This is a genomic window from Streptomyces sp. NPDC051180 (assembly GCF_040689545.1).
GTDB lineage: Bacteria > Actinomycetota > Actinomycetes > Streptomycetales > Streptomycetaceae > Streptomyces.
On sequence record NZ_JBFBBC010000002.1, the window covers coordinates 199,105 to 223,379 of the forward strand.

The 24,275-nt window shown below is 73.4% G+C and carries 18 protein-coding genes; 8 read left to right on the forward strand and 10 right to left on the reverse strand.

Annotation, left to right across the window (positions count from 1 at the left end; genetic code table 11):
• Positions 1 to 93 precede the first annotated feature (93 nt).
• A complete protein-coding gene (locus tag AB0424_RS04355) occupies positions 94 to 1,365 on the reverse strand; it encodes an SWIM zinc finger family protein (protein ID WP_366302143.1) in 1,272 nt (423 codons plus the stop codon).
• Complete coding sequence (locus AB0424_RS04360) at positions 1,362 to 4,199, reverse strand: DEAD/DEAH box helicase (protein ID WP_366302145.1); 2,838 nt, start codon at positions 4,197 to 4,199, stop codon at positions 1,362 to 1,364. The genes AB0424_RS04355 and AB0424_RS04360 overlap by 4 nt, the downstream gene beginning before the upstream one ends.
• A gap of 326 nt (positions 4,200 to 4,525) precedes the next feature.
• Here AB0424_RS04360 and AB0424_RS04365 point away from each other — a divergent pair, with 326 nt between their 5' ends.
• Positions 4,526 to 4,861, forward strand: a complete 336-nt coding sequence (locus AB0424_RS04365; protein WP_366302147.1) for a hypothetical protein — start codon at positions 4,526 to 4,528, stop codon at positions 4,859 to 4,861.
• A gap of 132 nt (positions 4,862 to 4,993) precedes the next feature.
• On the forward strand, positions 4,994 to 5,263 hold the full coding sequence (locus AB0424_RS04370) for a DUF6343 family protein (protein ID WP_366302148.1): 270 nt from the start codon (positions 4,994 to 4,996) through the stop codon (positions 5,261 to 5,263).
• Between the two features lie 41 nt (positions 5,264 to 5,304).
• Here AB0424_RS04370 and AB0424_RS04375 read toward each other — a convergent pair whose 3' ends face one another.
• From AB0424_RS04375 to AB0424_RS04385, 3 genes are all read right to left on the reverse strand, one after another.
• Entirely contained in the window at positions 5,305 to 5,673 is a 369-nt protein-coding gene (locus tag AB0424_RS04375) for a tetratricopeptide repeat protein (RefSeq protein ID WP_190157040.1), read from the reverse strand.
• 115 nt (positions 5,674 to 5,788) lie between these two features.
• Positions 5,789 to 6,403, reverse strand: coding sequence for a dephospho-CoA kinase (coaE, locus tag AB0424_RS04380; RefSeq protein WP_366302150.1), 615 nt, complete (start codon positions 6,401 to 6,403; stop codon positions 5,789 to 5,791).
• A gap of 31 nt (positions 6,404 to 6,434) precedes the next feature.
• Entirely contained in the window at positions 6,435 to 7,373 is a 939-nt protein-coding gene (locus AB0424_RS04385; protein WP_366302152.1) for a PAC2 family protein, read from the reverse strand.
• Between the two features lie 231 nt (positions 7,374 to 7,604).
• On the opposite strand from AB0424_RS04385, the gene AB0424_RS04390 reads away from it, so the two are divergent.
• Positions 7,605 to 8,552 (forward strand): right-handed parallel beta-helix repeat-containing protein, encoded by a 948-nt coding sequence (locus tag AB0424_RS04390; RefSeq protein ID WP_366302154.1) that lies wholly within the window; start codon positions 7,605 to 7,607, stop codon positions 8,550 to 8,552.
• Positions 8,553 to 8,653: 101 nt separating this feature from the next.
• Here AB0424_RS04390 and rpsA read toward each other — a convergent pair whose 3' ends face one another.
• Positions 8,654 to 10,165: a 30S ribosomal protein S1 gene (gene rpsA / locus AB0424_RS04395; RefSeq protein WP_015032828.1), complete on the reverse strand. Its 1,512-nt coding sequence runs from the start codon at positions 10,163 to 10,165 to the stop codon at positions 8,654 to 8,656.
• Between the two features lie 342 nt (positions 10,166 to 10,507).
• Here rpsA and AB0424_RS04400 point away from each other — a divergent pair, with 342 nt between their 5' ends.
• Both AB0424_RS04400 and hrpB read left to right on the forward strand, forming a co-directional pair.
• Positions 10,508 to 11,347 carry a methyltransferase domain-containing protein gene (locus AB0424_RS04400; RefSeq protein WP_366302156.1) on the forward strand — a complete coding sequence of 280 codons (840 nt, stop codon included), beginning with the start codon at positions 10,508 to 10,510 and terminating at the stop codon, positions 11,345 to 11,347.
• Between the two features lie 126 nt (positions 11,348 to 11,473).
• Entirely contained in the window at positions 11,474 to 14,056 is a 2,583-nt protein-coding gene (hrpB, locus tag AB0424_RS04405; protein WP_366302158.1) for an ATP-dependent helicase HrpB, read from the forward strand.
• Positions 14,057 to 14,083: 27 nt separating this feature from the next.
• Here the strand turns inward: hrpB and AB0424_RS04410 are convergent, their stop codons facing one another.
• From AB0424_RS04410 to AB0424_RS04420, 3 genes are all read right to left on the reverse strand, one after another.
• Entirely contained in the window at positions 14,084 to 15,067 is a 984-nt protein-coding gene (locus AB0424_RS04410; RefSeq protein WP_366302160.1) for a DUF3068 domain-containing protein, read from the reverse strand.
• 11 nt (positions 15,068 to 15,078) lie between these two features.
• Entirely contained in the window at positions 15,079 to 15,219 is a 141-nt protein-coding gene (locus AB0424_RS04415; protein ID WP_366302162.1) for an SPW_0924 family protein, read from the reverse strand.
• A 158-nt stretch (positions 15,220 to 15,377) separates the two neighbouring features.
• Complete coding sequence (locus AB0424_RS04420) at positions 15,378 to 17,156, reverse strand: lytic transglycosylase domain-containing protein (RefSeq protein ID WP_366302164.1); 1,779 nt, start codon at positions 17,154 to 17,156, stop codon at positions 15,378 to 15,380.
• 259 nt (positions 17,157 to 17,415) lie between these two features.
• Between AB0424_RS04420 and AB0424_RS04425 the strand changes: the two genes are divergently transcribed.
• Positions 17,416 to 18,321, forward strand: a complete 906-nt coding sequence (locus AB0424_RS04425; protein ID WP_366302166.1) for a DUF4184 family protein — start codon at positions 17,416 to 17,418, stop codon at positions 18,319 to 18,321.
• Positions 18,322 to 18,408: 87 nt separating this feature from the next.
• Here AB0424_RS04425 and polA read toward each other — a convergent pair whose 3' ends face one another.
• Positions 18,409 to 21,129 (reverse strand): DNA polymerase I, encoded by a 2,721-nt coding sequence (gene polA, locus AB0424_RS04430; RefSeq protein WP_366302168.1) that lies wholly within the window; start codon positions 21,127 to 21,129, stop codon positions 18,409 to 18,411.
• Between the two features lie 177 nt (positions 21,130 to 21,306).
• Here polA and AB0424_RS04435 point away from each other — a divergent pair, with 177 nt between their 5' ends.
• Together AB0424_RS04435 and AB0424_RS04440 are read left to right on the forward strand one after the other, a co-directional pair.
• Positions 21,307 to 23,589 (forward strand): FdhF/YdeP family oxidoreductase, encoded by a 2,283-nt coding sequence (locus AB0424_RS04435; RefSeq protein WP_366302170.1) that lies wholly within the window; start codon positions 21,307 to 21,309, stop codon positions 23,587 to 23,589.
• 81 nt (positions 23,590 to 23,670) lie between these two features.
• Complete coding sequence (locus AB0424_RS04440) at positions 23,671 to 24,174, forward strand: hotdog fold thioesterase (RefSeq protein ID WP_366302172.1); 504 nt, start codon at positions 23,671 to 23,673, stop codon at positions 24,172 to 24,174.
• Positions 24,175 to 24,275: the final 101 nt, after the last annotated feature.

A 24,275-nucleotide genomic window follows, 5' to 3' on the forward strand; every position in this document is an offset into this window, starting at 1 on the left:
GCCCGTACCGGAATCAACGCGACAAACGGGTGTGCCGGATCCGCCCGTTGACGGGTTTCACTCCATCGAGTGGGACATCGTTCGAGTGTCGGATCATCGCCCCAGGAGGTCGGTGAGCGCTCCCACCGGGTCGGGATCCGGGGCGCCGCGCGGCCACCAGTCCTCGCGGCCGGCGTCCGACTCGTAGCCGTACCAGAGGCCGTCCCGGCCGAGCCGGAGCTGCAGGGACTCGGTGGAGAGCCGGTTGCGCCAGGGGCGGAAGGCAGGGAAGTCGGCGGCGAGGAGCGCCGGTCTGGCGCGGTCGAACGGGCCGGCCGGCGGGTCCCAGGGCTCTTCGAGGACCACGAGACCCGCGGCGCCGCCCTGCCTCCAGGCGGCGACGGCCCGGGCGAGGTCGGTGGGCGTGCGGTCCAGCGCGTCCGCCAGGTCGCGGTAGAGCGCCCGGGTCGAGGCGGTGAGCCCGGAACCGGGGTGCGCGGCGGCCAGTCGGACCGCGTCCTGCCAGGGTGTGAGCGCGGCCACCGGGTCGTGGCCGGTGGCGAGGAATCCGTGGGCGCGGACAGCGGCCTCGGTGGCGAGGAGTTCGAGGGCGAGCGGATCGGGGGCGTGGGGGTCCGGCGGGAAGACGGCGGGCCGCCCGGGCCGGTCCGGGACGGGCAGCTCGGGCGGCAGCGGCGGGAGCCACGCCCGGTCGGCCGGGGGGAACGCGCTGCGGGCGAGCACGGTCGGCATCGGCGGCGCGGCCGCGGAGGTCTCGGCGGCCGACAGCGCCGCGTTGCGCCGGGTGAGCTCGGCGAGCAGTTCCTGCTCGCCGCGGCCGCGCATCAGGAAGAGGACGAAGGGGTCCTCGTCGAGGAGCCGGGCCGCCTGGTAGCAGAGGGCTGCGGCGTGCTTGCAGGGGTAGCCGTCGTCGGGGCAGGAGCAGTCGGGGACGAGGTCGCCCGGCGCCGGCAGCAGTCCGGTGACCGCCTCCAGGGCGTGCGGCACGTCCTTGTCGAGCAGGGCGGCGATGTGGTCGGGGCGGGCGGCGGCCCCGTCGAGGAACCGCTCCCAGCCGTCGTCGCCGAGGGTCCTCATCCGGATCTCGGTGCGGTACGGGCGGGGCCGCGTGCCGTGGACGTAGGCGACGACCCGGCCGGGGGTGACCGTGATCGCGTCGACGTGCCCGCGCCCGGCGTACGCCTTGCCGCGCGCGAGGCGGGCCGGGTCGAGCGCCGCGTCCTCCAGCGCCTCCACCCAGGCGTTTCCCCACCAGGTGGCGGCGAACCGGCCGTCGGGCGCCTCCCGGGGGGCGACCGGCGGGAAGCTGCGGCGGCGGTCGTCGTGGCGGGGGGCGGCTCCCCGCACGCCCCGGGCGGGGTTCACACGGGCCTCCTCAGGGACACCAGGTCGGCCAGTTCGCGGTCGGTCAGCTCGGTGAGGGCCGCCTCCCCGGAGCCGAGGACGGCGTCCGCGAGGGCCCGTTTGGCGCGCAGCATCTCGGCGATGCGGTCCTCGACCGTGCCCTCGGCGACGAGCCGGTGCACCTGCACCGGCTGGGTCTGCCCGATGCGGTAGGCCCGGTCGGTCGCCTGCTCCTCGACGGCCGGGTTCCACCAGCGGTCGTAGTGGACGACGTGCCCGGCCCGGGTGAGGTTGAGGCCGGTGCCCGCCGCCTTGAGGGAGAGCAGGAAGACGGGGACCTCGCCGGCCTGGAAGCGGTCGACCATCCGCTCCCGCTCGGCCACCGGGGTTCCGCCGTGGAGCAGTTGGGCCGGGATGCCGCGTGCGGCCAGGTGGTCGGCGAGGAGCCGCGCCATCGACACGTACTGGGTGAAGACGAGCACGGAGCCGTCCTCGGCGAGGATCGTGTCGAGGAGTTCGTCGAGGAGGGCGAGCTTCCCCGAGCGGCCGGCGAGCCGGGCGGTGCCGGCCCCGCGCGGGGCCTGCTCCTTGAGGTACTGGGCGGGGTGGTTGCAGATCTGCTTGAGGGAGGTCAGCAGCTTCATGACCAGACCCCGGCGGACCATGCCCTCGGCCTCCTCGATCTGCGCCATGGTCTCGCGGACGACCGCCTCGTACAGCGATGCCTGTTCCCGGGTGAGGGCCACGGGGTGGTCGGACTCCGTCTTGGGCGGCAGCTCGGGAACGATGCCGGGGTCGGACTTGCGGCGGCGCAGCAGGAAGGGCCGCACGAGCCGGGCGAGCCGCTCCACGGCCTCCTGGTGTTCGATCTCCTCGTGGTTCTCCACGGCCCTGGCGTGGCGGGCGCGGAACGCCTTGAGGGGGCCGAGCAGTCCGGGGGTGGTCCAGTCGAGGAGCGCCCACAGTTCGGAGAGGTTGTTCTCCACGGGGGTACCGGTCAGGGCGACCCGGGCGGGAGCGGGGATCTCGCGCAGCGCCCTGGCCGTCGCGGAGAACGGGTTCTTGACGTGCTGCGCCTCGTCGGCGACGACCATCCCCCACTCCCGTCCGGCCAGTTCGGCCGCGCTGGTGCGCAGGGTGCCGTAGGTGGTGAGGACGAAGCCGCCCTCACTGCCGGTCAGGTCGCGCTCCGTCCCGTGGAACCTGCGGACGGGGACGTCGGGGGCGAACTTCCGGACCTCCCGCTGCCAGTTGCCCAGCAGGGACGCCGGGCAGACGACGAGGGTGGGGGCGCGGCGGGCGCGGCGCAGGTGGAGGGCGATGAGCGTGACGGTCTTGCCGAGGCCCATGTCGTCGGCGAGGCAGCCACCGAGTCCGAGGGAGGTCATCAGGTCCAGCCAGGCGAGGCCGCGGAGCTGGTAGTCGCGCAGGGTGGCGGTGAGGCCGGGCGGGGCCTGCACGTCCTCGGGTCCGGCCAGGAGCCGGTCGCGGAGGGCGGCGAGCGCCCCGACGGGGACGGCGGGCACGGTCTCGCCGTCCACCTCGGCGGTCCCGGTCAGCGCGACGGAGAGGGCGTCGACCGGTTGGAGCAGGCCGAGCTCCCGCTTGCGCGCCTTGCGGACGAGGGCGGGATCGATGACGACCCACTGGTCGCGCAGGCGCACGATGGGCCGGTGGGACTCGGCCAGGAGGTCCATCTCGCGCTCGGTGAGCGGGTCGCCGTCGAGGGCGAGCTGCCAGTTGAACCGCAGCAGCTCGTCGCTGTCGAAGAAGGAGGTGCCGTCCGTCGCGGAGCCCGGCGCGGCGAGCGCGGGCCTGACGACGGCGGAGGCACTGAGGGAGCGGGCGAGTTCGCGCGGCCAGTGGACGGCGACTCCCGCGTCGGCGAGGCGGGCGGAGGCGGGTCCGAGCAGTTCGTACAGCTCGTTCTCGGTGACGGCGAGGACGTCGGGCACGTCCCGCTCCATGAGCCGGGTGAGCGCCGGCCAGACGCGGGCCGCACGCCGCAGGGCGAGGACGGCGTCGACGCGGGCCCGGGGTCCGAACACATCGCCCTCGCCGGCCCACAGGTCCGCGGCGTCGATGACGAGGGTGGGGTCGGCGAGGCTGTGGATCTGGAGGATCGCGGCGGCGGCGTGGCGCTCGTCCCCGTCCTCGTCCCGGTCGATGTCGAAGAGCTCGTAGCCCGACAGGTCCAGGCGGAGCGAGACCCGCACGCCCGCGTCCATCCCCGCCGCCGCCTCGGCGGCCCAGGCACGCGCGCGGGGCAGGTGCTGCGGTGCGCGGGCCGCGAAGGGCGCCCCGACCGCGTGGGCGGCGGCCGGGCTCCGGGGCAGGGTGTCCGCGACCGCGTCGAGGAAGGCGCGCACGAGGGCCTCCGGCTCGGGCAGTCGCAGCGCGCCGCGGCCCGGCACGGGCACCGCGTACGCCTCGAAGGGCAGGGCGGCGGCGACGGCCCGCAGATGGGCGATGTCGTCGGCGTCCAGGGGCCCGGCCCGCCAGGCGTCCAGGTCGTCCGCGGTGAGCCCCGGCAGCAGCCGTCCCCGGGCGGTCAGGTGCAGGGCGTGCAGGGCGGCGGCTCCCCAGCCTGCGGTGGCGGGGTGCGCCGCGGGGTGGTGGCGGGCCGCGACCAGGTGGGGCAGGGCCGTCTCGACGGGGAGGGTGACCGCGGGCACGGCACGTCCCCGGGCCCCGCTGCCGTGTCGCCGGGCCACGGTCAGCTCGACCCGCTCCGCACCGCTCCCCTCGGGGTCCGGCGGCGCCCCGCCGTCGGTCGCCCAGAAGGCGACCCGCCCCTCCCGGGGAAGGGCGGCCGGCAGGAAGACGGCGGCGCTGGTCGTCCAGGTGTGTGTCACGGCTCTTCCCTCCTCCCGTCGCCCGACGCGGAACCGACTGGACTCCCGACCTTACGGGTGGGGTCTGACAACGGCCGCCAGGCGGTTCCCCCGGGCGGCCCAGCAGCGCGTGACAGGGCGTGCGAGGGGCGGCAGGGTGGCGTTCACCGGGGTCGGTCCGAGGCGTCCGCGTCCACGCGGATCCGCGGCTCCTCCGCCCGCCCCGGTCGACCCGACCCGACTCGCCAGGCCCGTCACCCACCGATCCGACAGACCCGGCGGACCCGTCACGAGCCGACCCGACGGGCCCGTCACGACCGACCCGTCACGACAGAAGAGGAACCGCCATGTCCGTTCGCCGGCGTCTCACGACCGCCACCGGGGCCGTGCTGCTCACTCTCGCCGTCGCCGGCTGCTCGGGCCTGGGCCGCTCGGCCGTGGGCACCCTCGAGTACGAGACCGAGCGGGATGTGCTGGTGAAGATCACGAGCCCGTCGGTCAACGGCTGTCATCGGCTCGCACCGGCCGGGGTGCGCAAGATCGAGAACAACACCCTGAACGACATCGTGCTCTACCGGACCCGCGACTGCCAGGGGCCCATGCCGACCTACCTGCCCACCACCCTGGCCGACGAGATCGCGCCGGGCACCCTGCCGTGGCGCAGCTACACCGTCGTCCACTAGAGCGTCCGGCGGGGACGGCCACGGGGTCGTCCGCCGGGTCTCCCGGGACCTCGCCCCGCTCGTTCCCTTTCCGCTGCCGCGGGTACATGCTGGGAGTAGCCCTCGGGAATCCGGACGGGGGATGTGACCGTCATGCGGAGCGGCAACGAGCCGGCGACCGCGCGCAGCGCGCTGCGGCTGCGGTTCTGGCTGAGTGTGTGGGGGCTGCTGTGGGCCGCCTTCGGCACCACCGTCTTCTCGCTGCTCGACCGCCCCGGCTGGGCGGCGGCCTGCGGGGTGCTGTTCGTGGTGGTCGCGGTCGACCTGACGATGGTGGCGCGCCATCTCCACCAGGGCGCGCACTGGCAGCCGAGCCGGAGCGTCCCGCCGTACGAGCCCGATCACGGCACTCCGAAGCACTGAGCGTCGCCGCCCCGCGACCCGCCGTGTCCCGGCCCTTCCGGTCAGTTCCTGGTGTCGAAACCCGCGGCCTGGAGGTACTCGGGCTTCGGGTCGAGGGCGGCGGCGAGGCGGAAGTGCCGGGTGGCCTGGGCGGTCTGCCCGGAGCGCTCGAAGGTGCGGGCCAGGGCGAAGTGGGCGAACGCGTTGTCGGGCTCGCGCTCCAGGACCAGCTCGAACTCCAGCTGGGCCGGTCGGAGCTGGGCGGCCGCGAAGAACGCCCGGGCGCGCAGCAGACGCGCCGCCGTGTTCTCGGGATGGGCGGCGATCACCGAGTCCAGCAGCTTCACGGCGCCACGCGGATCCCGCGCGGCCAGGAGGTGCTCGGCGGCGCGGAAGTCGATGACGTGCGTTTCCGGGTTCCTGTCGGCCACGATGGCATCCTTCCCCTCGATCCGGTGGTTGAACACCGGACCCGGTGACGGCATTCCGCCGGGGGCGCGGCCAGGACCGGTGCTCGCGAGCCCGGCAGGGTCCCGAGGACAGGCCCTAGCTGTCCCGGGCGGGGGTCTCGGCGCGGCGTTCCAGCTCGTCCCAGACCTTCCGGACCTGCGGTTCCAGGGCGTCCAGCGGTCCGTCGTTGTCGATCACCAGGTCGGCGACGGCCAGCCGGTTCTCGCGGGTGGCCTGCGCTGCCATCCGGGCCCTGGCCTCGGGCTCGGCCATGCCCCGGAGCCGTACCAGCCGGTCGAGCTGGGTCTCGGGCGAGGCGTCGACGACGACGACGAGGTCGTAGAGGGGGGCGAGGCCGTTCTCGGTGAGCAGCGGGACGTCGTGGACGACGACGTCGCCGGATCCGGCCCGGCTCTCCAGCTCGGCCGACCGGGCCCCGACGAGGGGGTGGACGATCGCGTTGAGGGCGGCGAGCCGCTCGGGGTCGGCGAAGACGATCGAGCCGAGCTTCGGCCGGTCGAGCGTCCCCTCCCCGGTGAGGACGCCGTCCCCGAAGGTCTCCACGACGGCCGCGAGCCCCGGGGTCCCGGGTTCGACGACCTCGCGGGCGATCCGGTCCGCGTCGATCAGCACGGCTCCGTACGAGACGAGCAGCCGCGACACTTCGCTCTTGCCGGCGCCGATCCCGCCGGTCAGGCCCACCTTCAGCATGAGCGGCAGCTTAGGGCCTGCCCGCGGAGGGCTACGCGTCGCCCTCCCGCTCGGCGAGGAAGCGCTCGAACTCGCGGCCCAGCTCGTCGGCGGACGGCAGGTCGACCGGCTCGGCGACCAGGCTGCCCCGGGTCTCGGCGCCGGCCACCGCGTCGTACTGGTGCTCAAGGCCCTGCACGAGCGCGACCAGCTCCTCGTCGCCCTCCCCGATCTGGCGGTCGATCTCGGTCTGGGTGCGGCGGGCCTCGGTCCGCAGCGCGTGGGCGACGCCCGGCAGGACGAGGCCGGTGGCGGCGGTGACGGCCTCCAGGACGGTCAGGGCCGCGTCGGGGTACGAGGAGCGGGCGACGTAGTGCGGGACGTGCGCGGCGACTCCGAGGGTGTCGTGGCCGGCCTCGGTGAGGCGGTACTCCACCAGGGACTCGGCGCTGCCGGGGACCTGGGCCTCGTCGAAGGGGCTGCGGTGTCCGGGCATGAGGTCGGTGCGGTTGCCGTGCGGGGTGAGGCCGACCGGTCGGGTGTGCGGCACGCCCATGGGGATGCCGTGGAAGTTGACGGCGAGGCGGACGCCGAGGCGCTCGACGACCTGGCCGACGGCCGCGGCGAACCGCTCCCACTCCACGTCGGGCTCGGGGCCCGAGAGGACGAGGAAGGGGGCGCCGGTGGCGTCCTGGACGAGGCGGACCTCGATGGACGGCGTCTCGTAGGCGGTCCAGCGATCGCGCCGGAACGTGAGCAGCGGGCGGCGCGCGCGGTAGTCCACGAGCCGGTCGTGGTCGAAGCGGGCCACCAGCTGGTGCGGAAGGGTGTCGAGCAGGCCGTCGATGATCTGCTCACCGGTCTCGCCCGCGTCGATGTAGCCGTCGAAGTGGTACAGCATGACCAGCCCGGCCGACTCCTGCGCCAGGGCGACGTCGACGACGGCCAGGCCCTTCGCGTCCCATTCGTACAAATCCTGGGGATCAAGCACGATTACCGCTCCTCCTCGTGTTCTCTCTGGGAACGCCGTGTACGGCACGGCCATTCCCGCGTCGGGCGATCTTCCGGCGGAGTTCCCGGCGAGCAGCCCCGGGAGGCCACTGGTCCAGACCTTGACATGACCACAGCCGCTCCCTACCGTCTCGGGACAGCGTCGCGTTCAGCAGCCCGACCGTCGTGCACATACAGGAACTCCCCCTCGTTCCCGTCCGGAAGGCATCCCATGCGCACCCGAACGCTGTTCCTCCCCCTGCTGCCGGCCCTCCTGGCCGTCCCCCTCGTCAGCACGCCGGCATCGGCGGCCACGGTCGAGGTGTCGACCGCCGCCCAGCTCAAGACGGCCCTCGCGGCGGCACGCCCCGGCGACACGATCCACCTCGCGGACGGCACCTACACCGGCAACTTCAAGGCCACCGTCCCGGGCACCGCGGCGGCCCGCATCACCCTGACCGGATCCTCGCGCGCGGTGCTGACGGCCGGCGGAGGCTACGGGCTACACCTCAACGGCGCCTCGTACTGGACGGTCGCGGGGATCACCGTGACGGGCGGCCAGAAGGGGATCATGGCGGACTCCGCGAACGACGTGGTCATCGACGGCGTGACCGTGCACGACCTGGACATGGAGGGCGTGCACTTCCGCAACTCCAGCCGGAACGGCATCCTGCGGAACTCACGCATCTTCGACACCGGGAACGACGGCCGGGGCATGGGCGAGGGCGTGTACGTCGGCACCGCCAACACCCTCACGGACCGGAGCGACAACGCGCAGATCCTGAACAACGTCATCGGGCCGGACGTCGGCGGCGAGAGCGTCGACATCAAGGAGGGGACCACCGGGGCGCGGATCGTCGGCAACACCTTCGACGGGCGCGGGCTGACCGGCGCCAACTACGACGACTCGTGGGTCGACGTGAAGGGCAACGGCGCCCTCGTGGAGGACAACACCGGCGTCAACACGACCAACAACGGCTTCGAGACCCACAGCCAGCAGAGCGGCTGGGGCTGCGGCACGGTCTTCCGGGGCAACCGCTCGAACCTCACGGGCGCCACCGGCCCCCAGCGGCTCGCGATCAACGTGACGAACCAGAGCGGCAGCTGCACGACCACGGTGTACGCCTCGAACACGGTGACCGGCGGAAACGGCCTGACGAACATCCCCGTCACGCCCTGACGGAGTCGGCGGCCCGGAGCCGGAGAACGACCGAGGCCCGCTCCCCCGAGGGGGAACGGGCCTCGATTTCGCTAGCGGCTAGCGCTCAGCGGAGAGCCTGTTCAGCTCTGGCCGCCGGCCAGCTTCTCGCGCAGGGCGGCGAGCGCCTCGTCCGACGCCAGGGCGCCGGAGTTGTCGTCCGACTCCGAGGAGTACGAACCACCCGAGATACCCGCACCGGCGTTGCCGGCGGCCGGGGCGGCAGCGCCCTCGGCAGCGGCGGCCTCGTCGGCCTCGCGGGACTTGATGACCTGAGCCTGGTGCTGCTCGAAGCGAGCCTGCGCCTCGGCGTACTGGGTCTCCCACGCCTCGCGCTGGGTCTCGAAGCCCTCGAGCCAGTCGTTGGTCTCGGGGTCGAAGCCCTCGGGGTAGATGTAGTTGCCCTGGTCGTCGTAGGACGCGGCCATGCCGTACAGGGTCGGGTCGAACTCGACCGAGGCCGGGTCGGCACCGAAGGACTCGTTGGCCTGCTTCAGCGAGAGGCTGATGCGACGACGCTCGAGGTCGATGTCGATGACCTTGACGAAGATCTCGTCGTTGACCTGGACGACCTGCTCCGGGATCTCCACGTGGCGCTCGGCCAGCTCGGAGATGTGGACCAGACCCTCGATGCCCTCGTCCACGCGGACGAACGCACCGAACGGAACCAGCTTGGTGACCTTACCCGGGACGACCTGACCGATCTGGTGGGTCCGGGCGAACTGCTGCCACGGGTCCTCCTGCGTCGCCTTCAGCGACAGGGAGACGCGCTCGCGGTCCATGTCCACGTCGAGAACCTCGACGGTGACCTCCTGGCCGACCTCGACAACCTCGGAGGGGTGGTCGATGTGCTTCCAGGACAGCTCGGAGACGTGCACGAGGCCGTCGACGCCACCCAGGTCCACGAAGGCACCGAAGTTGACGATCGAGGACACGACGCCGGAGCGGACCTGACCCTTCTGGAGGGTCGTGAGGAAGGTCTGGCGAACCTCGGACTGGGTCTGCTCCAGCCAGGCGCGGCGGGACAGGACCACGTTGTTGCGGTTCTTGTCCAGCTCGATGATCTTCGCCTCGAGCTCCTTGCCCACGTAGGGCTGGAGGTCGCGGACGCGACGCATCTCGACGAGGGAGGCCGGCAGGAAGCCACGGAGGCCGATGTCGAGGATGAGACCACCCTTGACGACCTCGATGACGGTACCGGTGACGATGCCGTCCTCTTCCTTGATCTTCTCGATGGTGCCCCAGGCGCGCTCGTACTGGGCACGCTTCTTCGAGAGGATCAGGCGGCCTTCCTTGTCCTCCTTCTGGAGAACCAGGGCCTCGATCTCGTCGCCGACCTTGACGACCTCGTTCGGGTCGACGTCGTGCTTGATCGAGAGCTCGCGGCTCGGGATGACACCTTCGGTCTTGTAACCGATGTCGAGCAGGACCTCGTCCCGGTCGACCTTCACGATGACGCCGTCGACGATGTCGCCGTCGTTGAAGTACTTGATCGTCTCGTCGATCGCGGCGAGGAAGGCTTCCTCGTTACCGATGTCGTTGACCGCAACCTGCGGGGTGGTGCTGGTGGCGGTGGTCTCGGTGCTGCTCGTCATGTGGGAAAGGGCTCCGGTTACGGACAGAAAGTCGTAGGTACTGCTACGCCGAGAGCCCGTATCGCACCAAGAAGCCGGACAGCCAATGAGGCACCCGCCCGCGAACGGGGGAAGCCTCGAAAACCGAGGGGACATACAACAGGTACGAGCGCGGCCTGCTCCGTCTGAGGCGCGCAGGCCCGCAGCGCAACCTTTAGCATACGGGGGCAGCCGGACAGGGTCAATGCGCGAAGCGCGCACCCGGGGCAGAACAACGCAATTCCGGCACTACTCATGCCTCCCACGCCGCATCGGCGGCCTCCGCCGCCGCGGCACTGAGCGCAAACTACATCGGCGGGCGAGATGAACCAAGAGTACGAACACGAAGACGCGGGCGACGCCGGCGAGGACGAGGCGGAGGCGACCCGGCGTGACGCGGGGGACGCGGAGAGCAGCCGTGCCAGCCGCGGATGGTGGGACCGGAACGCCGACGAGTACCAGAGCGACCACGGCTCCTTCCTCGGCGACGACCGCTTCGTGTGGGGTCCCGAGGGGCTCGACGAGGCCGAGGCCGCGCTCCTGGGGCCGGCCGCCTCGCTGAAGGGCCTGGACGTGCTGGAGATCGGCGCGGGCGCGGCGCAGTGCTCCCGCTGGCTGGCCGAGCAGGGGGCGCGGCCGGTGGCGCTCGACCTCTCCCACCGTCAGCTCCAGCACGCGCTGCGGATCGGGGGCGAGGTACCGCTGGTGGAGGCCGACGCCGGGGCGCTGCCCTTCCGGGACGGCTCCTTCGACCTGGCCTGCTCCGCCTACGGCGCGGTGCCCTTCGTGGCCGATCCCGTACGGGTCTTCCGCGAGGTACGGCGGGTGCTGCGGCCCGGCGGCCGCTGGGTCTTCTCGGTGACGCACCCGATCCGCTGGGCGTTCCCGGACGAGCCCGGGCCGGAGGGCCTCTCGGTGGCGGCGTCCTACTTCGACCGCACGCCCTACGTCGAGCAGGACGAGCAGGGCCGGGCCGTGTACGTGGAGCACCACCGGACGATCGGGGACCGGGTGCGGGACGTGGTGGCCGGCGGGTTCCGGCTGGTGGACCTGGTCGAGCCGGAGTGGCCCGCCTGGAACGCCCAGGAGTGGGGCGGCTGGTCCCCGCTGCGGGGGAACCTGATCCCCGGCACGGCGATCTTCGTGTGCGAGCGCGCGGAGTAAGAGGAGGAGGAGCGGGAGGAGGGGGAGAGACGCCGTTCGTCACATCAGTCGTACGAGTCGTATGAGCGGGTGGGCCCTGTGGACAGCGGGACCCGCCTCGTCTCCTCCGCGTACGAGACTGAACGCGTGATCCGATACGACGCACTCGAACGCCTCCCCGTCCGCCATGCCCTCCCCGAGCTGCTCGCCGCGCTCGAGGAGCGCGGCTCGGCGGTGCTCTCGGCTCCGCCGGGCACCGGCAAGACGACGCTGGTGCCCCTGGCGCTGGCCGGACTCACCGGGGACGGACCGGGGCGCCGGGTGTTGGTGGCGGAGCCGCGCCGGATGGCGGTGCGGGCCGCGGCCCGGCGGATGGCGTGGCTGCTCGGCGAGGAGGTCGGCGGCGCGGTCGGCTTCTCGGTGCGCGGCGAGCGGCGGACCGGGCCGGCGACCCGGATCGAGGTGGTCACCACCGGCATCCTGCTCCAGCGTCTCCAGCGCGATCCGGAGCTGGCGGGCGTGGACGTGGTCCTGCTCGACGAGTGCCATGAACGGCATCTGGACGCCGACACCGCGATGGCCTTCCTCGTGGACGTGCGGGCGACGCTGCGGCCGGAACTGAGGCTGATCGCGGCCTCGGCGACCGGTGACGCCGAGGCGTGGTCGCGGCTGCTCACGGCCGCGGAGGGCGGGGAGCCGGCGCCGATCGTGTGGAGCGAGGGCGAAGGACACGGGTACGAGGTCCGGTTCGCCGCTCCTCCCGCCGGGATCAGGCCCGCGCACGGCACGTGGGTGGACCCGGCGCTGCTGCGCCATGTGGCGGCCACGGTGCGGGAGGCCCTGGAGCGGCACCAGGGTGACGTCCTCTGCTTCCTTCCGGGCACCGGGGAGATCGCGCGGACGGCCGGGCTGCTCGCCGGTCTGGACGCCGAGGTGCTCCAGCTGCACGGCCGGGCCCCCGCGGCGGTGCAGGACGCGGTGCTGCGGGGCACCGAGCCCGGCGGACGGCGGCGGGTGGTGCTCTCCACGTCCGTGGCGGAGTCCAGTCTGACGGTGCCCGGGGTGCGGGTCGTCGTGGACGCGGGCCTGGCGCGGGAGCCGCGGACGGACCACGCGCGGGGGCTCGGCTCCCTGGCGACGGTGCCGGTGTCGACGGCAGCGGCGACGCAGCGGGCCGGTCGCTCGGGCCGTGAGGCGTTCGGCGTGGTGTACCGCTGCTGGTCCGAGGCGGAGGACGGGAGCCGGGCCCGGTTCCCGTCGCCCGAGATCAGGATCGCCGACCTGGCGGACTTCGCCCTGCGGGCCGCCTGCTGGGGCGACCCGGCGGCGACGGGGCTCGCCCTGCTCGACGCGCCGCCCGCTGGGGCGATGGCAGCGGCCCGGGCGGTCCTGGAGTCGATCGGGGCGGTGGACGCGGCCGGCCGGGCCACCGAGCGGGGCGTCCGGCTGTCCCGGCTGGGGCTCCACCCCCGGCTGGGCCGCGCCCTGCTGGACGGCGCCGCCGAGGTCGGGGTGCGCCGGGCGGCGGAGGTGGTGGCGCTGCTCAGCGAGGAGCCGCCGCGCGACTACGGGGACGATCTGGCGGCGGCCTGGCGCGCGGCCCGCCGGGGCGCCGACGGGTACGGGGCCCGGTGGAAGGCGGAGGCGCGCCGTCTGGAACGGTCGGCGGGCGAGGCGGGCGGCGCGACGGGAGGCGCGAGCGGCGGCGGCGCGCGGGCCGAGGGGAGGAGCGAGGCCGTCGGGGGCGGCGAGGACGCGGTGGCCGGAGTGGTGACGGCGCTGGCCTTCCCCGAGCGGATCGCGCGGGCGCGGGAGCAGGGCGGCTATCTGATGGTGTCGGGCGGCGGGGCGCGGCTCGCCGAGGGCTCGGCGCTGCGGTCGACGCCGTGGCTGGCCGTGGCGGTGGCGGACCGGACGGCGCGGGACGCGACGGCGCGGGTCCGGCTCGCGGCCGTGGTGGACGAGTCGGTGGCCCGGCGGGCGGCCGCGGGGCTGCGGTCCACCGGCGAGGAGGTCCGCTGGGAGGACGGGGACGTGGTGGCGCGTTCGGTGGACCGGCTGGGCGCCGTCGAGCTGACCGTCCGGCCGCTGGGGGCCGGTGCCGCGCCGGAGCTCGTGCGCGAGGCGCTGCTGGACGGTCTGCGGCGTGAGGGGCCGGGGCTGCTGCGGTGGGGCAGGGAGGCCGGGGAGCTGCGCGAGCGGCTCGCGTTCCTCCACCGTGAGCTGGGCGACCCCTGGCCGGACGTGGCCGACGGGCCGCTGGTCGAGCGGGCCGACGAGTGGCTGGAGCCGGAGCTGTCGCGGGCGGTGCGCCGCGCCGATCTGGGGCGGATCGACGCAGGTGAGGCGTTGCGGCGGCTGCTGCCGTGGGCGTCGGGCGAGGCGGTCCGGCTGGACGAGCTGGCGCCGGAGCGGATCGAGGTGCCGAGCGGTTCGCGGATCCGGGTCGACTACGGGGGCGAGCGGCCGGTGCTGGCGGTGAAGCTCCAGGAGATGTTCGGTCTGGCCGAGACACCCCGGGTGGCGGGCGTGCCGGTGCTGGTGCACCTCCTCTCCCCCGCCGGTCGGCCGGCGGCCGTGACCGCGGACCTGGCGTCGTTCTGGCGGGACGGCTACCGGGCGGTGCGGGCCGAGCTGCGGGGCCGGTATCCGAAGCACCCGTGGCCGGAGGACCCGTCGGGTGCGGAGCCGACCCGGCACACGAGCGCCCGGCTCAGACGGGAGGGGTGACCACGTCAGACGGGAGGGGTGACCACGTCAGACGGGAGGGGTGGCCAGGGCGGCGGGGGGCTGCGGGGCGGTGCGGCGGGAGCGGGCCTCCAGCCAGAGGGCGAGGCCGAGGAGGACGAGGGCGAGGGCGGTGAGGCTCCAGGGGACGTAGGAGACGAGCAGGAGCACGGTGAGGCGGTTGGAGGAGACCAGCTCTCCGATGCTCTCGATGTAGTCCTCGCGCATCTTCACGTGGCCCTCGAAGACGGTGAGGGTGTCCCGGCCCATCAGCGCCTTGGCGTTGCGGAGCTCCTCCTTGTGGATCTCCTCGCCGTTGACGGGGGCGCCGGTGACCGGCTCGATCCAGAACATGCGCTTGGTCGTGTACCAACGGGTGAGGCCCGAGTCGGCGAGGATCTTCGGGGTGATGCCCTTGACCGGCATGGTCTTGGGCATGGGCACCTTGGTCCAGGGGATGGTCTGCTCGAAGTAGTAGACCTCCATGCCGCGGAAGGTGCGGGTGCCCTTGTAGTGGATGGGGGCGGAGGTGCGGGTCTGGGCGTCGAAGTACTGGTAGTCCCGCTTCTCGGTGAGGAAGGGCCACTTGAACTCGATGCCCTCGCGCCGGACCGGGTCGCCGTCGACCATCTCGCCGGTGGCATGGACGGGGGCCTGGGTGTGGGCGTCGAAGATGTACCGCTCGGGGATCCGGGACACCATCTTGCCGTCGGGGCCCATGACGTAGGAGAGGGAGTCCCAGACGACGACGTCGCGCCCGGCGTCGCGTTCGATCCGCCGCGACTCCTCCACGTTGCCCTTGAGGGTCTGGACGATCGTGATCCTGTCGACCTTCTCGGCCTGCAGGGTGGCGTAGTTGAGGAGGGTCGCGGGCCGGGCCTCCAGCACGGTCTCCTGGTACTGGTTCGGCGGGATCTTGGCCAGGCGGGGGAAGGCGTACCAGCGCAGGACCGGGGCCATCGCGGCGCAGAAGACGGCGAGGGCGAGCAGGACGAGGCTGGCTCGGCGGCGCACGGTCGCCCCCTCTACTTCTTGGGGCCGGGGTCGGCGGTGAGCAGCGGCTTGGGCGAGGTGGGGCCGTCGGGCGGCAGATCGACCAGGGAGACCAGCAGGACGAAGAGGAGGACTGGGGCGAGTCCGATGGCGGCGGCGACGAGGGCACGCATGGTCGGCCTCCCGGGGTGCGATCTGATGCGTCGTCAGGGCGGTGGCACCGTAGCAACGCGACCGCGAGATGAGAACACGTTGCACCCGGGTAACGCGGAGCGCCGCCCGGCCGTCCGGTGGGGACGGAGGGGCGGCGCGGCCGGGGAGTCGCGGGCGGTCAGGCCGTGGGCGAGGGGGTGGCCTCGGGCGATCCGGTGGCGGAGGGGGTCGGCTCCGGCGTCGGCTCGGGGGTCGCGGGCGCCGTGACCGTGAGGTCGACGAAGACGCTGCCGCCGCCCGGCGTGGTCAGCCGCAGGAAGAAGGGGCCCGCCTTGTCGCCGGCGAACAGCGTGCCGGCGTCGAGGGTGAGCAGGCCGTCGACGCCGGTGGTCAGCGTGACGGTGCGGACGACCTTGTCCCCCTGCTTGAAGTACGGGCCCTCGGCGCTCTCCTGGGGGTCCGTCTTCGAGGTGACGATCACCGCGGTGACGCGCACGCCGGGGGCGAGTGCACCCTTGTCGGTGGCCTTCACCTGGATCTTCTGCGCGAAGTCGGCACCGGTGACGGCCGTCAGGGCCTCCTCGCCGACGCGGGTGAGGGTGTCGGCGAGGCGCTCCGTGACGGTCGCGGCGAAGTCGGCGGCCAGGGCGCGGCCCACGACGGTGGCGCGCACGGTGAACGTGCCCGTCCGGTCCCCGGCCCGGAGGGCGGGAGCGGTGGCGAGGCCGGACGAGCTCGTGGTGACGGTGACGCTCGTCGTGCCGCCGGCGAAGCGGGAGTCGGTGGTCCCGGCGATCTCGAAGCGGACGGCGACCCCGGCGACCGGGGCACCCGTGGCGTCGAGCGCCGCGACGCGGGGCGCTCCCGTGAAGTCGCTGCCGGTCGTGGTGGTGAGCTTCCCGTTGGCCACGATCGAGAGCCGCGTGACCTTGCCGGCCGGGGTGACGACGGGCGGGGTGACCGGGGGCTTCGTCGGAACGGTCGGCGGCGTGACCGTGCCGGGGCGCGTCTTGGACGGCGTGGGCTTCGGCGTCGGCGTGGAGGTGCCGGGCGTCGGGGCGGGGGTCGTCGGGGCGGGCGAGAACGGCCCGGTGGGAAGGTTGCCCCGGCCGGGGTCGTCGCTGCGGTCGACCGGGAGCACACCCGTGCCGTCCGGGATCTGGTGGGTGCCGCGCTGGTAGTACGTGACCCAGGACATGACCAGGTTCAGGTACTCCGTCGAGCGGTTGTAGCTGAGGATCGCCCGGTCGAGATCGGCCTTGAGCGCGAGGTTGCGGTCGTTCGCGCAGAGGTAGAGGCCGGCGGCCTGCGCCGCGTCGTAGATGTTGTTGGGGTCCTTCTTGCCGTCGCTGTTGGCGTCCTGGCCCCAGGTCGCCCAGGTCGACGGGATGAACTGCATCGGGCCGACGGCACGGTCGTGGACCTTGTCGCCGTCGTAGGCGCCGTCGTCGGTGTCGGAGATGTCGGCGAAGCCGACGCCGTTGAGGACGGGGCCGAGGATCGGCGAGAGGGTCGTGCCGTTGGCGTCGACCCGGCCGCCGCGCGCCTGTCCGGACTCGACCTTGCCGATGCCGGCGAGCAGCTGCCAGGGCAGGTTGCAGCCGGCGTTCGTCGAGCGGATCGACTGCTCCGCCCGCTTGTACGCAGCGAGTACGGACGCGGGTATGCCGGCCTCGGCGGGGCCGGTGATCACCGGCAGGTTGGTGCTCGCCCCGGGCTTGTTCGGGGTGTTCAGCGGCGGCAGTTCGGTGAAGTAGGGGGAGTCGCCGGTCGCGGAGCCGTCGCCGGACGGCGGCGTGGTCTCACCGGCTCCGATGGCGCGGTCCCCGCCGGTGTTGTCCGTGGGCGGCGGCACGACCTCCGGTGCCTGCGAGGCCGCGAGTGCGGCGACCGCCGCGGCCACCACCACACCGCTGGTGGCCCCCTTGCGCAGCCGGTGGCCGATGTGCGCTGCCATACCCGTGGTCCCCTCCCCGTCGACTCCGGCCCCACGCTCCCCGCGCGTGCCCCTGGGCGACCCTATGCCAACTCCGGACCGCCGAACACCGGCGTCTGACCGGGTTTCACGGTTTCGACACCTCTGGTCCGTCTTCCGAACGGAGGCTCTTCGGTCCGGTCCGGAGGAGGACGGGAACCGACCGGTGGTCCGGTGCCCTCTTGCACTGCGGCCGCTCCTGCACCACGGCCCTCACCACCGGAACCGAGGGGACCTCCCGTTGCCGTTCACGCTGAGTCATGCCGCCGCCGTGCTCCCCGGGCTGCGCCGGAACGGGACCGCGCGCGGACCGCTGATCGCCTCCGCGCTCGTCGCGGGCTCCTTCGCTCCCGACATGACCTACTTCGCCGCCACCGCCGTCCCCGGGGCGATGGTCCTCGGCGACGTCACCCACTCCCCCGTCGGGATCGTCACGGCCGACGTGCTCATCACCGCCGCGCTCGTGGGTCTGTGGCTGACCGTGCGCGAGCCGCTGGCGGCGCTGCTGCCCGACCGCCTGCGGGGGCGGGTGTACGGGCTGCTGCGGGGCCGGCCGTGGGGCGGACGGCCGACGGCGGCGCTGGCCGGCTGGTTCTTCGTCTCCGCGGTCATCGGCTCCACGACGCACGTGGTGTGGGACTCCTTCACCCATCTCGACCGCTGGGGCACCCGGGCGATCCCCTTCCTCGGCGAGATCGTGGCCGGCTTCCCCGTCTACCTGTACGCGCAGTACGGGGGTTCGGCGCTGGCGCTGGGGCTGCTGGGCTGGTTCACGGCGCGGGCGCTGCGCACCGCGGGCCCCGGCGCGGAGCTGCCGGTCGGGGTGGCGGTCCCGGGCCGGCGCGGGCGGTTGGTCGCGGTCGGGCTGATCGGCGGCTGCGTCCTCGCCGGGATCGCCCACCGGGTGCTGCGCTGGGCCGCGTACTGGGGTTGGGACCGGATCGAGACGCCCCTCGACGTCATTCCGACGGCCTGTTTCGGGGCCGGCGCGGGGCTCGCCGTCGGGCTCGTGCTGTACGGGGCGGGGGTGCGGCTGCGGGGACGGGCGACCGCCCCCGCGACGACGCCGAAGGCCCCGGCGTCTCCCGCGGAGGACTCCACGGCCCCGGCGCGGCCCGCGGAGCACTCCCGTCCGGGGCCCCGCTGAGCCTGCGGCCTGAACAGAGCCCCGGGCCGTCCCTCCCGCCGGTGCGCCGCCCCCGCGGGAGGGGCGGCGCGTCCGGAGCGGTGGGGATCAGTGGGCGGCCGAGTCCCAGTCGTGGCCGACGCCGACCGAGACGTCCAGCGGGGCGCGCAGGTCGGCGGCGGCCGACATCTGCTCGCGGACCAGTGCCTCGACCTGCTCGCGCTCGCCCGGGGCGAGTTCGAGCACGATTTCGTCGTGGACCTGGAGGAGCATCCGGGAGGAGAGGCCGGCCTCGGTCAGCGCCCGGTCGACGTTGAGCATGGCGACCTTCACGATGTCGGCCGCGGTGCCCTGGATCGGCGCGTTGAGCGCCATCCGCTCCGCCGCCTCGCGACGCTGCCGGTTGTCGCTGTTGAGGTCGGGCAGGTAGCGGCGGCGGCCGAGCATCGTCTGCGTGTACCCGGTGGCGCGGGCCTCGTCGACGACGCGGTGGAGGTACTCCCGCACCCCGCCGAAGCGCTCGAAGTAGGTGTCCATCAGTCCGCGGGCCTCGCCCGGGTCGATGCTCAGCTGCTGGGAGAGTCCGAAGGCGGAGAGGCCGTAGGCCAGGCCGTACGACATGGCCTTGATCTTGCGGCGCATCTCGGCGTCGACGGCGGACCGCTCGACGGCGAAGACCTGGGAGGCGACGGTGGTGTGGAGGTCCTCGCCGGAGGCGAACGCCTCGATGAGCCCCTCGTCCTCGGAGAGGTGGGCCATGACGCGCAGCTCGATCTGGCTGTAGTCGGCGGTCATGAGCGCCTCGAAGCCCTCGCCGACGACGAAGCCGTGCCGGATGGCCCGTCCCTCGTCGGTGCGCACCGGCACGTTCTGCAGGTTGGGGTCGGTGGAGGAGAGCCGGCCGGTGGCGGCGACGGTCTGGCTGAAGGTGGTGTGGATCCGGCCGTCGGCCGCGACCGTCTTGATCAGGCCCTCGACGGTGGAGCGCAGCCGGGCCTGCTCGCGGTGGCGGAGCATGATCACGGGCAGTTCGTGCTCGGTCTGGCCGGCCAGCCAGGCGAGCGCGTCGGCGTCCGTGGTGTAACCGGTCTTGGTCTTCTTGGTCTTCGGCAGGTTGAGCTCACCGAAGAAGACCTCCTGGAGCTGCTTGGGCGAGCCGAGGTTGAACTCGTGGCCGACGGAGGCGTGCGCCTCCTTCACGGCCTGCTGCACGGCGCCGGCGAACTGCTGCTCCATCGCCTCCAGGTGGTCGCGGTCGGCGGCGATGCCGTGCCGCTCCAGGCGGGCCAGGAGAGCGGAGGTGGGCAGTTCGACGTCGTGCAGGAGCTCGCGGGCACCCACCTCGCCGAGCCGCTCGTCGAAGGCGTCGCCGAGGTCGAGGACGGCCCGCGCCTGGGTCATGAGGGCCTCGGCCTCGGCGGTGTCGTCGGCGCCGAAGGCGAGCTGCCCGTCGGCGGCGGCGGCCGGGGCTAGCTCGCGGCCCAGGTACTCGACGGAGAGCGCGTCGAGCGCGAAGGAGCGCCGGCCGGGCTTCACCAGGTAGGCGGCGAGGGCGGTGTCCATGGTGACGCCGGCGACGCTCCAACCGTGCTCGGGGAAGACCCGCATGGCGCCCTTGGCGTTGTGCATGACCTTGGGGCGGGCGGGATCGGAGATCCACTCGGCCCAGGCCCGCTCGTCGGCCTCGTCCAGCGCGCTGGGCTCGAACCAGGCGGCGGCGCCTCCGGCGGCGGCGAGGGCGATCTCGGAGACGTTCCCCGTGCCGAGGGCCCAGCTGTCGACGGTGGCGATGCCGAGCGGCTCGGTGCCGTGCTCGGCGAGCCAGGGGGCGAGCTCGCCCGCGCCGAGGACCGTGCCGTCGAGCTCGACGCCCGCGGCGGGCGCCGGGGCGGCCTCCTCGGCGGCGCCGGGATCGACGGCGAGGAGCCGCTCGCGCAGCGAGGGGTTGCGGATCTCCAGGGTGTCGAGGACGAGGGCGACGGCCGTGCGGTCGTACGGCTCGCGGGCGAGGTCCGTCACCGTCTTCGGCAGCTCGACGTCCCGGACCATCTCGGTCAGGCGGCGGTTGAGCCGGACGGAGTCCAGGTGGTCGCGGAAGTTCTGGCCGGCCTTGCCCTTGACCTCCTCGGCGCGCTCGACGAGCTCGGCGAAGGAGCCGAACTGGTTGATCCACTTGGCGGCGGTCTTCTCGCCGACGCCCGGGATGCCGGGGAGGTTGTCGGACGGGTCGCCGCGCAGGGCCGCGAAGTCGGGGTACTGCGAGGGGGTCAGGCCGTACTTCTCCTGGACCTTCTCCGGGGTGAAGCGGGTGAGCTCGGAGACGCCCTTGGTCGGGTAGAGCACGGTGGTGTGGTCGGTGACCAGCTGGAAGGAGTCGCGGTCGCCGGTGACGATCAGGACCTCGAAGCCCTCGGCCTCGGCCTGGGTGGCGAGGGTCGCGATGACGTCGTCGGCCTCGAAGCCGTCGACCGCGAAGCGCGGGGCGTGCATGGCGTCGAGGAGCTCGCCGATCAGCTCGACCTGCCCCTTGAACTCGTCGGGGGTCTTGGAACGGTTCGCCTTGTACTCGGGGAACTCCTCGGACCGCCAGGTCTTGCGGGACACGTCGAACGCCACGGCGAAGTGCGTGGGCGCCTCGTCGCGCAGGGTGTTCGCCAGCATCGAGGCGAACCCGTAGATGGCGTTCGTCGGCTGCCCGGTCGCGGTGGTGAAGTTCTCCGCGGGCAGCGCGAAGAACGCGCGGTACGCCAGGGAGTGCCCGTCCATGAGGAGGAGTCGCGGGCGGTCCGCTTCGGTCTTCTCGGTCTTCTTCGATGCTGTCTCGGCCACGGAACGATCCTCCCACGGCCCACTGACATTCCCGGTCGCCCGCTCCTGCCGCGCCACCCCGCCCGCCGACCCCGCGGGTCCGCGGCGGCGCCCCGCCGCCCGGCCCGCCGGGTCCCGGCCGGTCCGTGACAGGATCGAACACGTACGCCACAGGATTACCGCTCAAGGGAGAGCGCGATGGTCAGCAAGCCGCCGGCCGGTGACCCGGTTCAGGACGCACCGCAGGTCACGCCGCCGCAGCACGCCGCAGCCGGCCTGCCCGCCATCGGGCACACCCTGCGGATCGCGCAGGAGCAGATGGGGCTGCGCCGCACGGCGCGGACCCTGCTCAAGGTCAACCAGAAGGACGGCTTCGACTGTCCGGGCTGCGCGTGGCCGGAGGAGGACAAGCGGCACGTCGCGGAGTTCTGCGAGAACGGCGCGAAGGCGGTCGCCGAGGAGGCGACGCTGCGCCGCGTGACCCCGGAGTTCCTCGCCGCGCACCCGGTCGCCGACCTGGCGACCCGCAGCGGCTACTGGCTGGGGCAGCAGGGCCGCATCACCGAGCCGATGCTGCTGCCGGAGGGCGGCGACCGGTACGAGCCGGTGACCTGGGAGCGGGCCTTCGCGATCATCGCGGAGGAGCTCCGGGCCCTGGCCTCCCCCGACGAGGCGCTCTTCTACACCTCGGGGCGGACCAGCAACGAGGCCGCGTTCCTGCTCCAGCTCTTCGCGCGCGAGTTCGGCACGAACAACCTGCCGGACTGCTCCAACATGTGCCACGAGTCCTCGGGCTCGGCGCTCACCGAGACCATCGGGATAGGCAAGGGCAGCGTCTCCCTGGAGGACCTGCACCGGGCCGACCTGATCATCGTGGCCGGCCAGAACCCGGGGACCAACCATCCGCGCATGCTGTCGGCGCTGGAGAAGGCCAAGGCGGCGGGGGCGCGGATCATCTCGGTGAACCCGCTGCCGGAGGCGGGCCTGGAGCGGTTCAAGAACCCGCAGACCCCGCAGGGCATGCTCCGGGGAGCGGCGCTCACCGACCTCTTCCTCCAGATCCGGATCGGCGGCGACCAGGCGCTCTTCCGGCTCCTGAACAAGCTGGTCCTGGAGACGTCCGGGGCGGTCGACGAGGAGTTCGTACGGGAGCACACGCACGGTTACGAGGAGTTCGCCGCGGCGGCCCGGGCGGCCGACTGGGACGAGACGCTCGCCGCCACCGGCCTCGGCCGCACGGAGATCGAGCGGGCCCTGGAGATGGTGCTCGCCTCGGAGCGGACGATCGTCTGCTGGGCGATGGGCCTCACCCAGCACAAGCACGCGGTGCCGACCATCCGCGAGGTGGTCAACTTCCTGCTGCTGCGCGGCAACATCGGGCGGCCGGGCGCGGGCGTGTGCCCGGTGCGCGGCCACTCGAACGTGCAGGGCGACCGGACGATGGGCATCTTCGAGCGCCCCGCGGCCGCCTTCCTCGACGCCCTCGACAAGGAGTTCGGGATCGTCTCGCCGCGCCACCACGGCTTCGACGTGGTCCGGTCGATCCAGGCGCTGCGCGACGGCGAGGCGAAGGTGTTCTTCGCGATGGGCGGCAACTTCGTGGGGGCGACGCCCGACACGGAGGTCACGGAGGCGGCGATGCGCAACGCGCGGCTGACCGTCCACGTGTCGACGAAGCTGAACCGCTCACACGCGGTGACGGGCCGGCGCGCGCTGATCCTGCCCACGCTCGGCCGCACCGACCGGGACGTGCAGCGGGGCGGGCGCCAGATCGTCACGGTCGAGGACTCGATGAGCCTGGTGCACGCCTCCCGGGGCAACCTGCCGCCGGCGAGTCCGCACCTGCTGTCCGAGCCGGCGATCGTGGCCCGGATGGCGCGGGCCGTCCTCGGCGACGGGTCCGCCACGCCGTGGGAGGACTTCGAGGCCGACTACGCCACGATCCGTGACCGCATCGCGCGCGTGGTGCCCGGTTTCGAGGACTTCAACGCCCGGCTCGCGGCGAACCCCGGCGGTTTCGCGCTGCCGCACGCCCCGCGCGACGAGCGCCGCTTCCCGACGGCCACGGGCAAGGCGAACTTCACGGCCGCGCCGGTCGAGTACCCGCGGGTGCCGGAGGGCCGGCTGTTGCTGCAGACGCTGCGCTCCCACGACCAGTACAACACCACGATCTACGGTCTGGACGACCGCTACCGGGGCATCAAGGGCGGCCGCCGGGTCGTCCTGGTGCATCCCGAGGACGCGGCGGCGTTCGGCCTCGCGGACGGGGCGTACACGGATCTGGTGAGCGAGTGGACCGACGGCACGGAGCGGCGGGCGCCCGGCTTCCGGGTGGTGCACTACCCGACGCCGCGTGGGTGCGCGGCGGCGTACTACCCGGAGACGAACGTGCTGGTGCCGCTGGAGTCGACGGCCGACGTCAGCAACACCCCCGCGAGCAAGTCCGTCGTCGTCCGTCTGGAACAATCTCCTTCCGCCTAAGCGTTTGCTCAGGCGGCGCCGCGGTACCACGCGGCGCGACCACGCGATCAGCAGCCGTACGCGGACGAACGGAGCCGGACCATGGGTGAACAGCAGCATGTGAAGTTCCCGCAGGAGGTCATCGACGAGTACGCGGCGCTGGGCGTCGACCTCCCGGCGCTCTTCTCCGCCGGACACCTCGGGAACCGGATGGGCGTCCAGATCGTGGAGGCGTCGGCCGAGCGGGTCGTCGGCACCATGCCGGTGGAGGGGAACACCCAGCCCTACGGCCTGCTGCACGGCGGCGCCTCGGCGGTGCTCGCCGAGACGCTGGGTTCCATCGGCTCGATGCTGCACGGCGGGGTCTCGAAGATCGCCGTCGGCGTCGACCTGAACTGCACCCACCACCGCGGCGCCCGCAGCGGCCTGGTGACCGGCGTCGCGACCCCGGTGCACCGCGGGCGGTCCACCGCCACGTACGAGATCGTCATCACCGACGAGGAGGGCAGGCGGGTCTGCTCCGCGCGCCTGACCTGCATGCTGCGCGAGATCAACCCCCAGGACGCGGGGAACGTCCCCACCGCCGGCCGGACGAACGGCGCCTGAGGAAAGTCCACTTGGAGGGGGCGGTGCGTGAACGCACCCCCCCCACCCGCGGTTTAACGCCAAACAACGCCCCGCCGCGCCCACATGGCCCGCCCGGGCCG

Bases quoted from the DNA above. Each gene is read 5' to 3' on its own strand.
- AB0424_RS04420 (WP_366302164.1), bottom strand. From the start codon at position 17,156: ATGGCAGCGCACATCGGCCACCGGCTGCGCAAGGGGGCCACCAGCGGT.
- AB0424_RS04440 (WP_366302172.1), top strand. From the start codon at position 23,671: ATGGGTGAACAGCAGCATGTGAAGTTCCCGCAGGAGGTCATCGACGAG.
- AB0424_RS04390 (WP_366302154.1), top strand. From the start codon at position 7,605: ATGCGCACCCGAACGCTGTTCCTCCCCCTGCTGCCGGCCCTCCTGGCC.
- coaE (WP_366302150.1), bottom strand. From the start codon at position 6,403: ATGCTGAAGGTGGGCCTGACCGGCGGGATCGGCGCCGGCAAGAGCGAA.
- AB0424_RS04435 (WP_366302170.1), top strand. From the start codon at position 21,307: ATGGTCAGCAAGCCGCCGGCCGGTGACCCGGTTCAGGACGCACCGCAG.
- AB0424_RS04400 (WP_366302156.1), top strand. From the start codon at position 10,508: ATGAACCAAGAGTACGAACACGAAGACGCGGGCGACGCCGGCGAGGAC.
- rpsA (WP_015032828.1), bottom strand. From the start codon at position 10,165: ATGACGAGCAGCACCGAGACCACCGCCACCAGCACCACCCCGCAGGTT.
- AB0424_RS04365 (WP_366302147.1), top strand. From the start codon at position 4,526: ATGTCCGTTCGCCGGCGTCTCACGACCGCCACCGGGGCCGTGCTGCTC.
- AB0424_RS04370 (WP_366302148.1), top strand. From the start codon at position 4,994: ATGCGGAGCGGCAACGAGCCGGCGACCGCGCGCAGCGCGCTGCGGCTG.
- AB0424_RS04415 (WP_366302162.1), bottom strand. From the start codon at position 15,219: ATGCGTGCCCTCGTCGCCGCCGCCATCGGACTCGCCCCAGTCCTCCTC.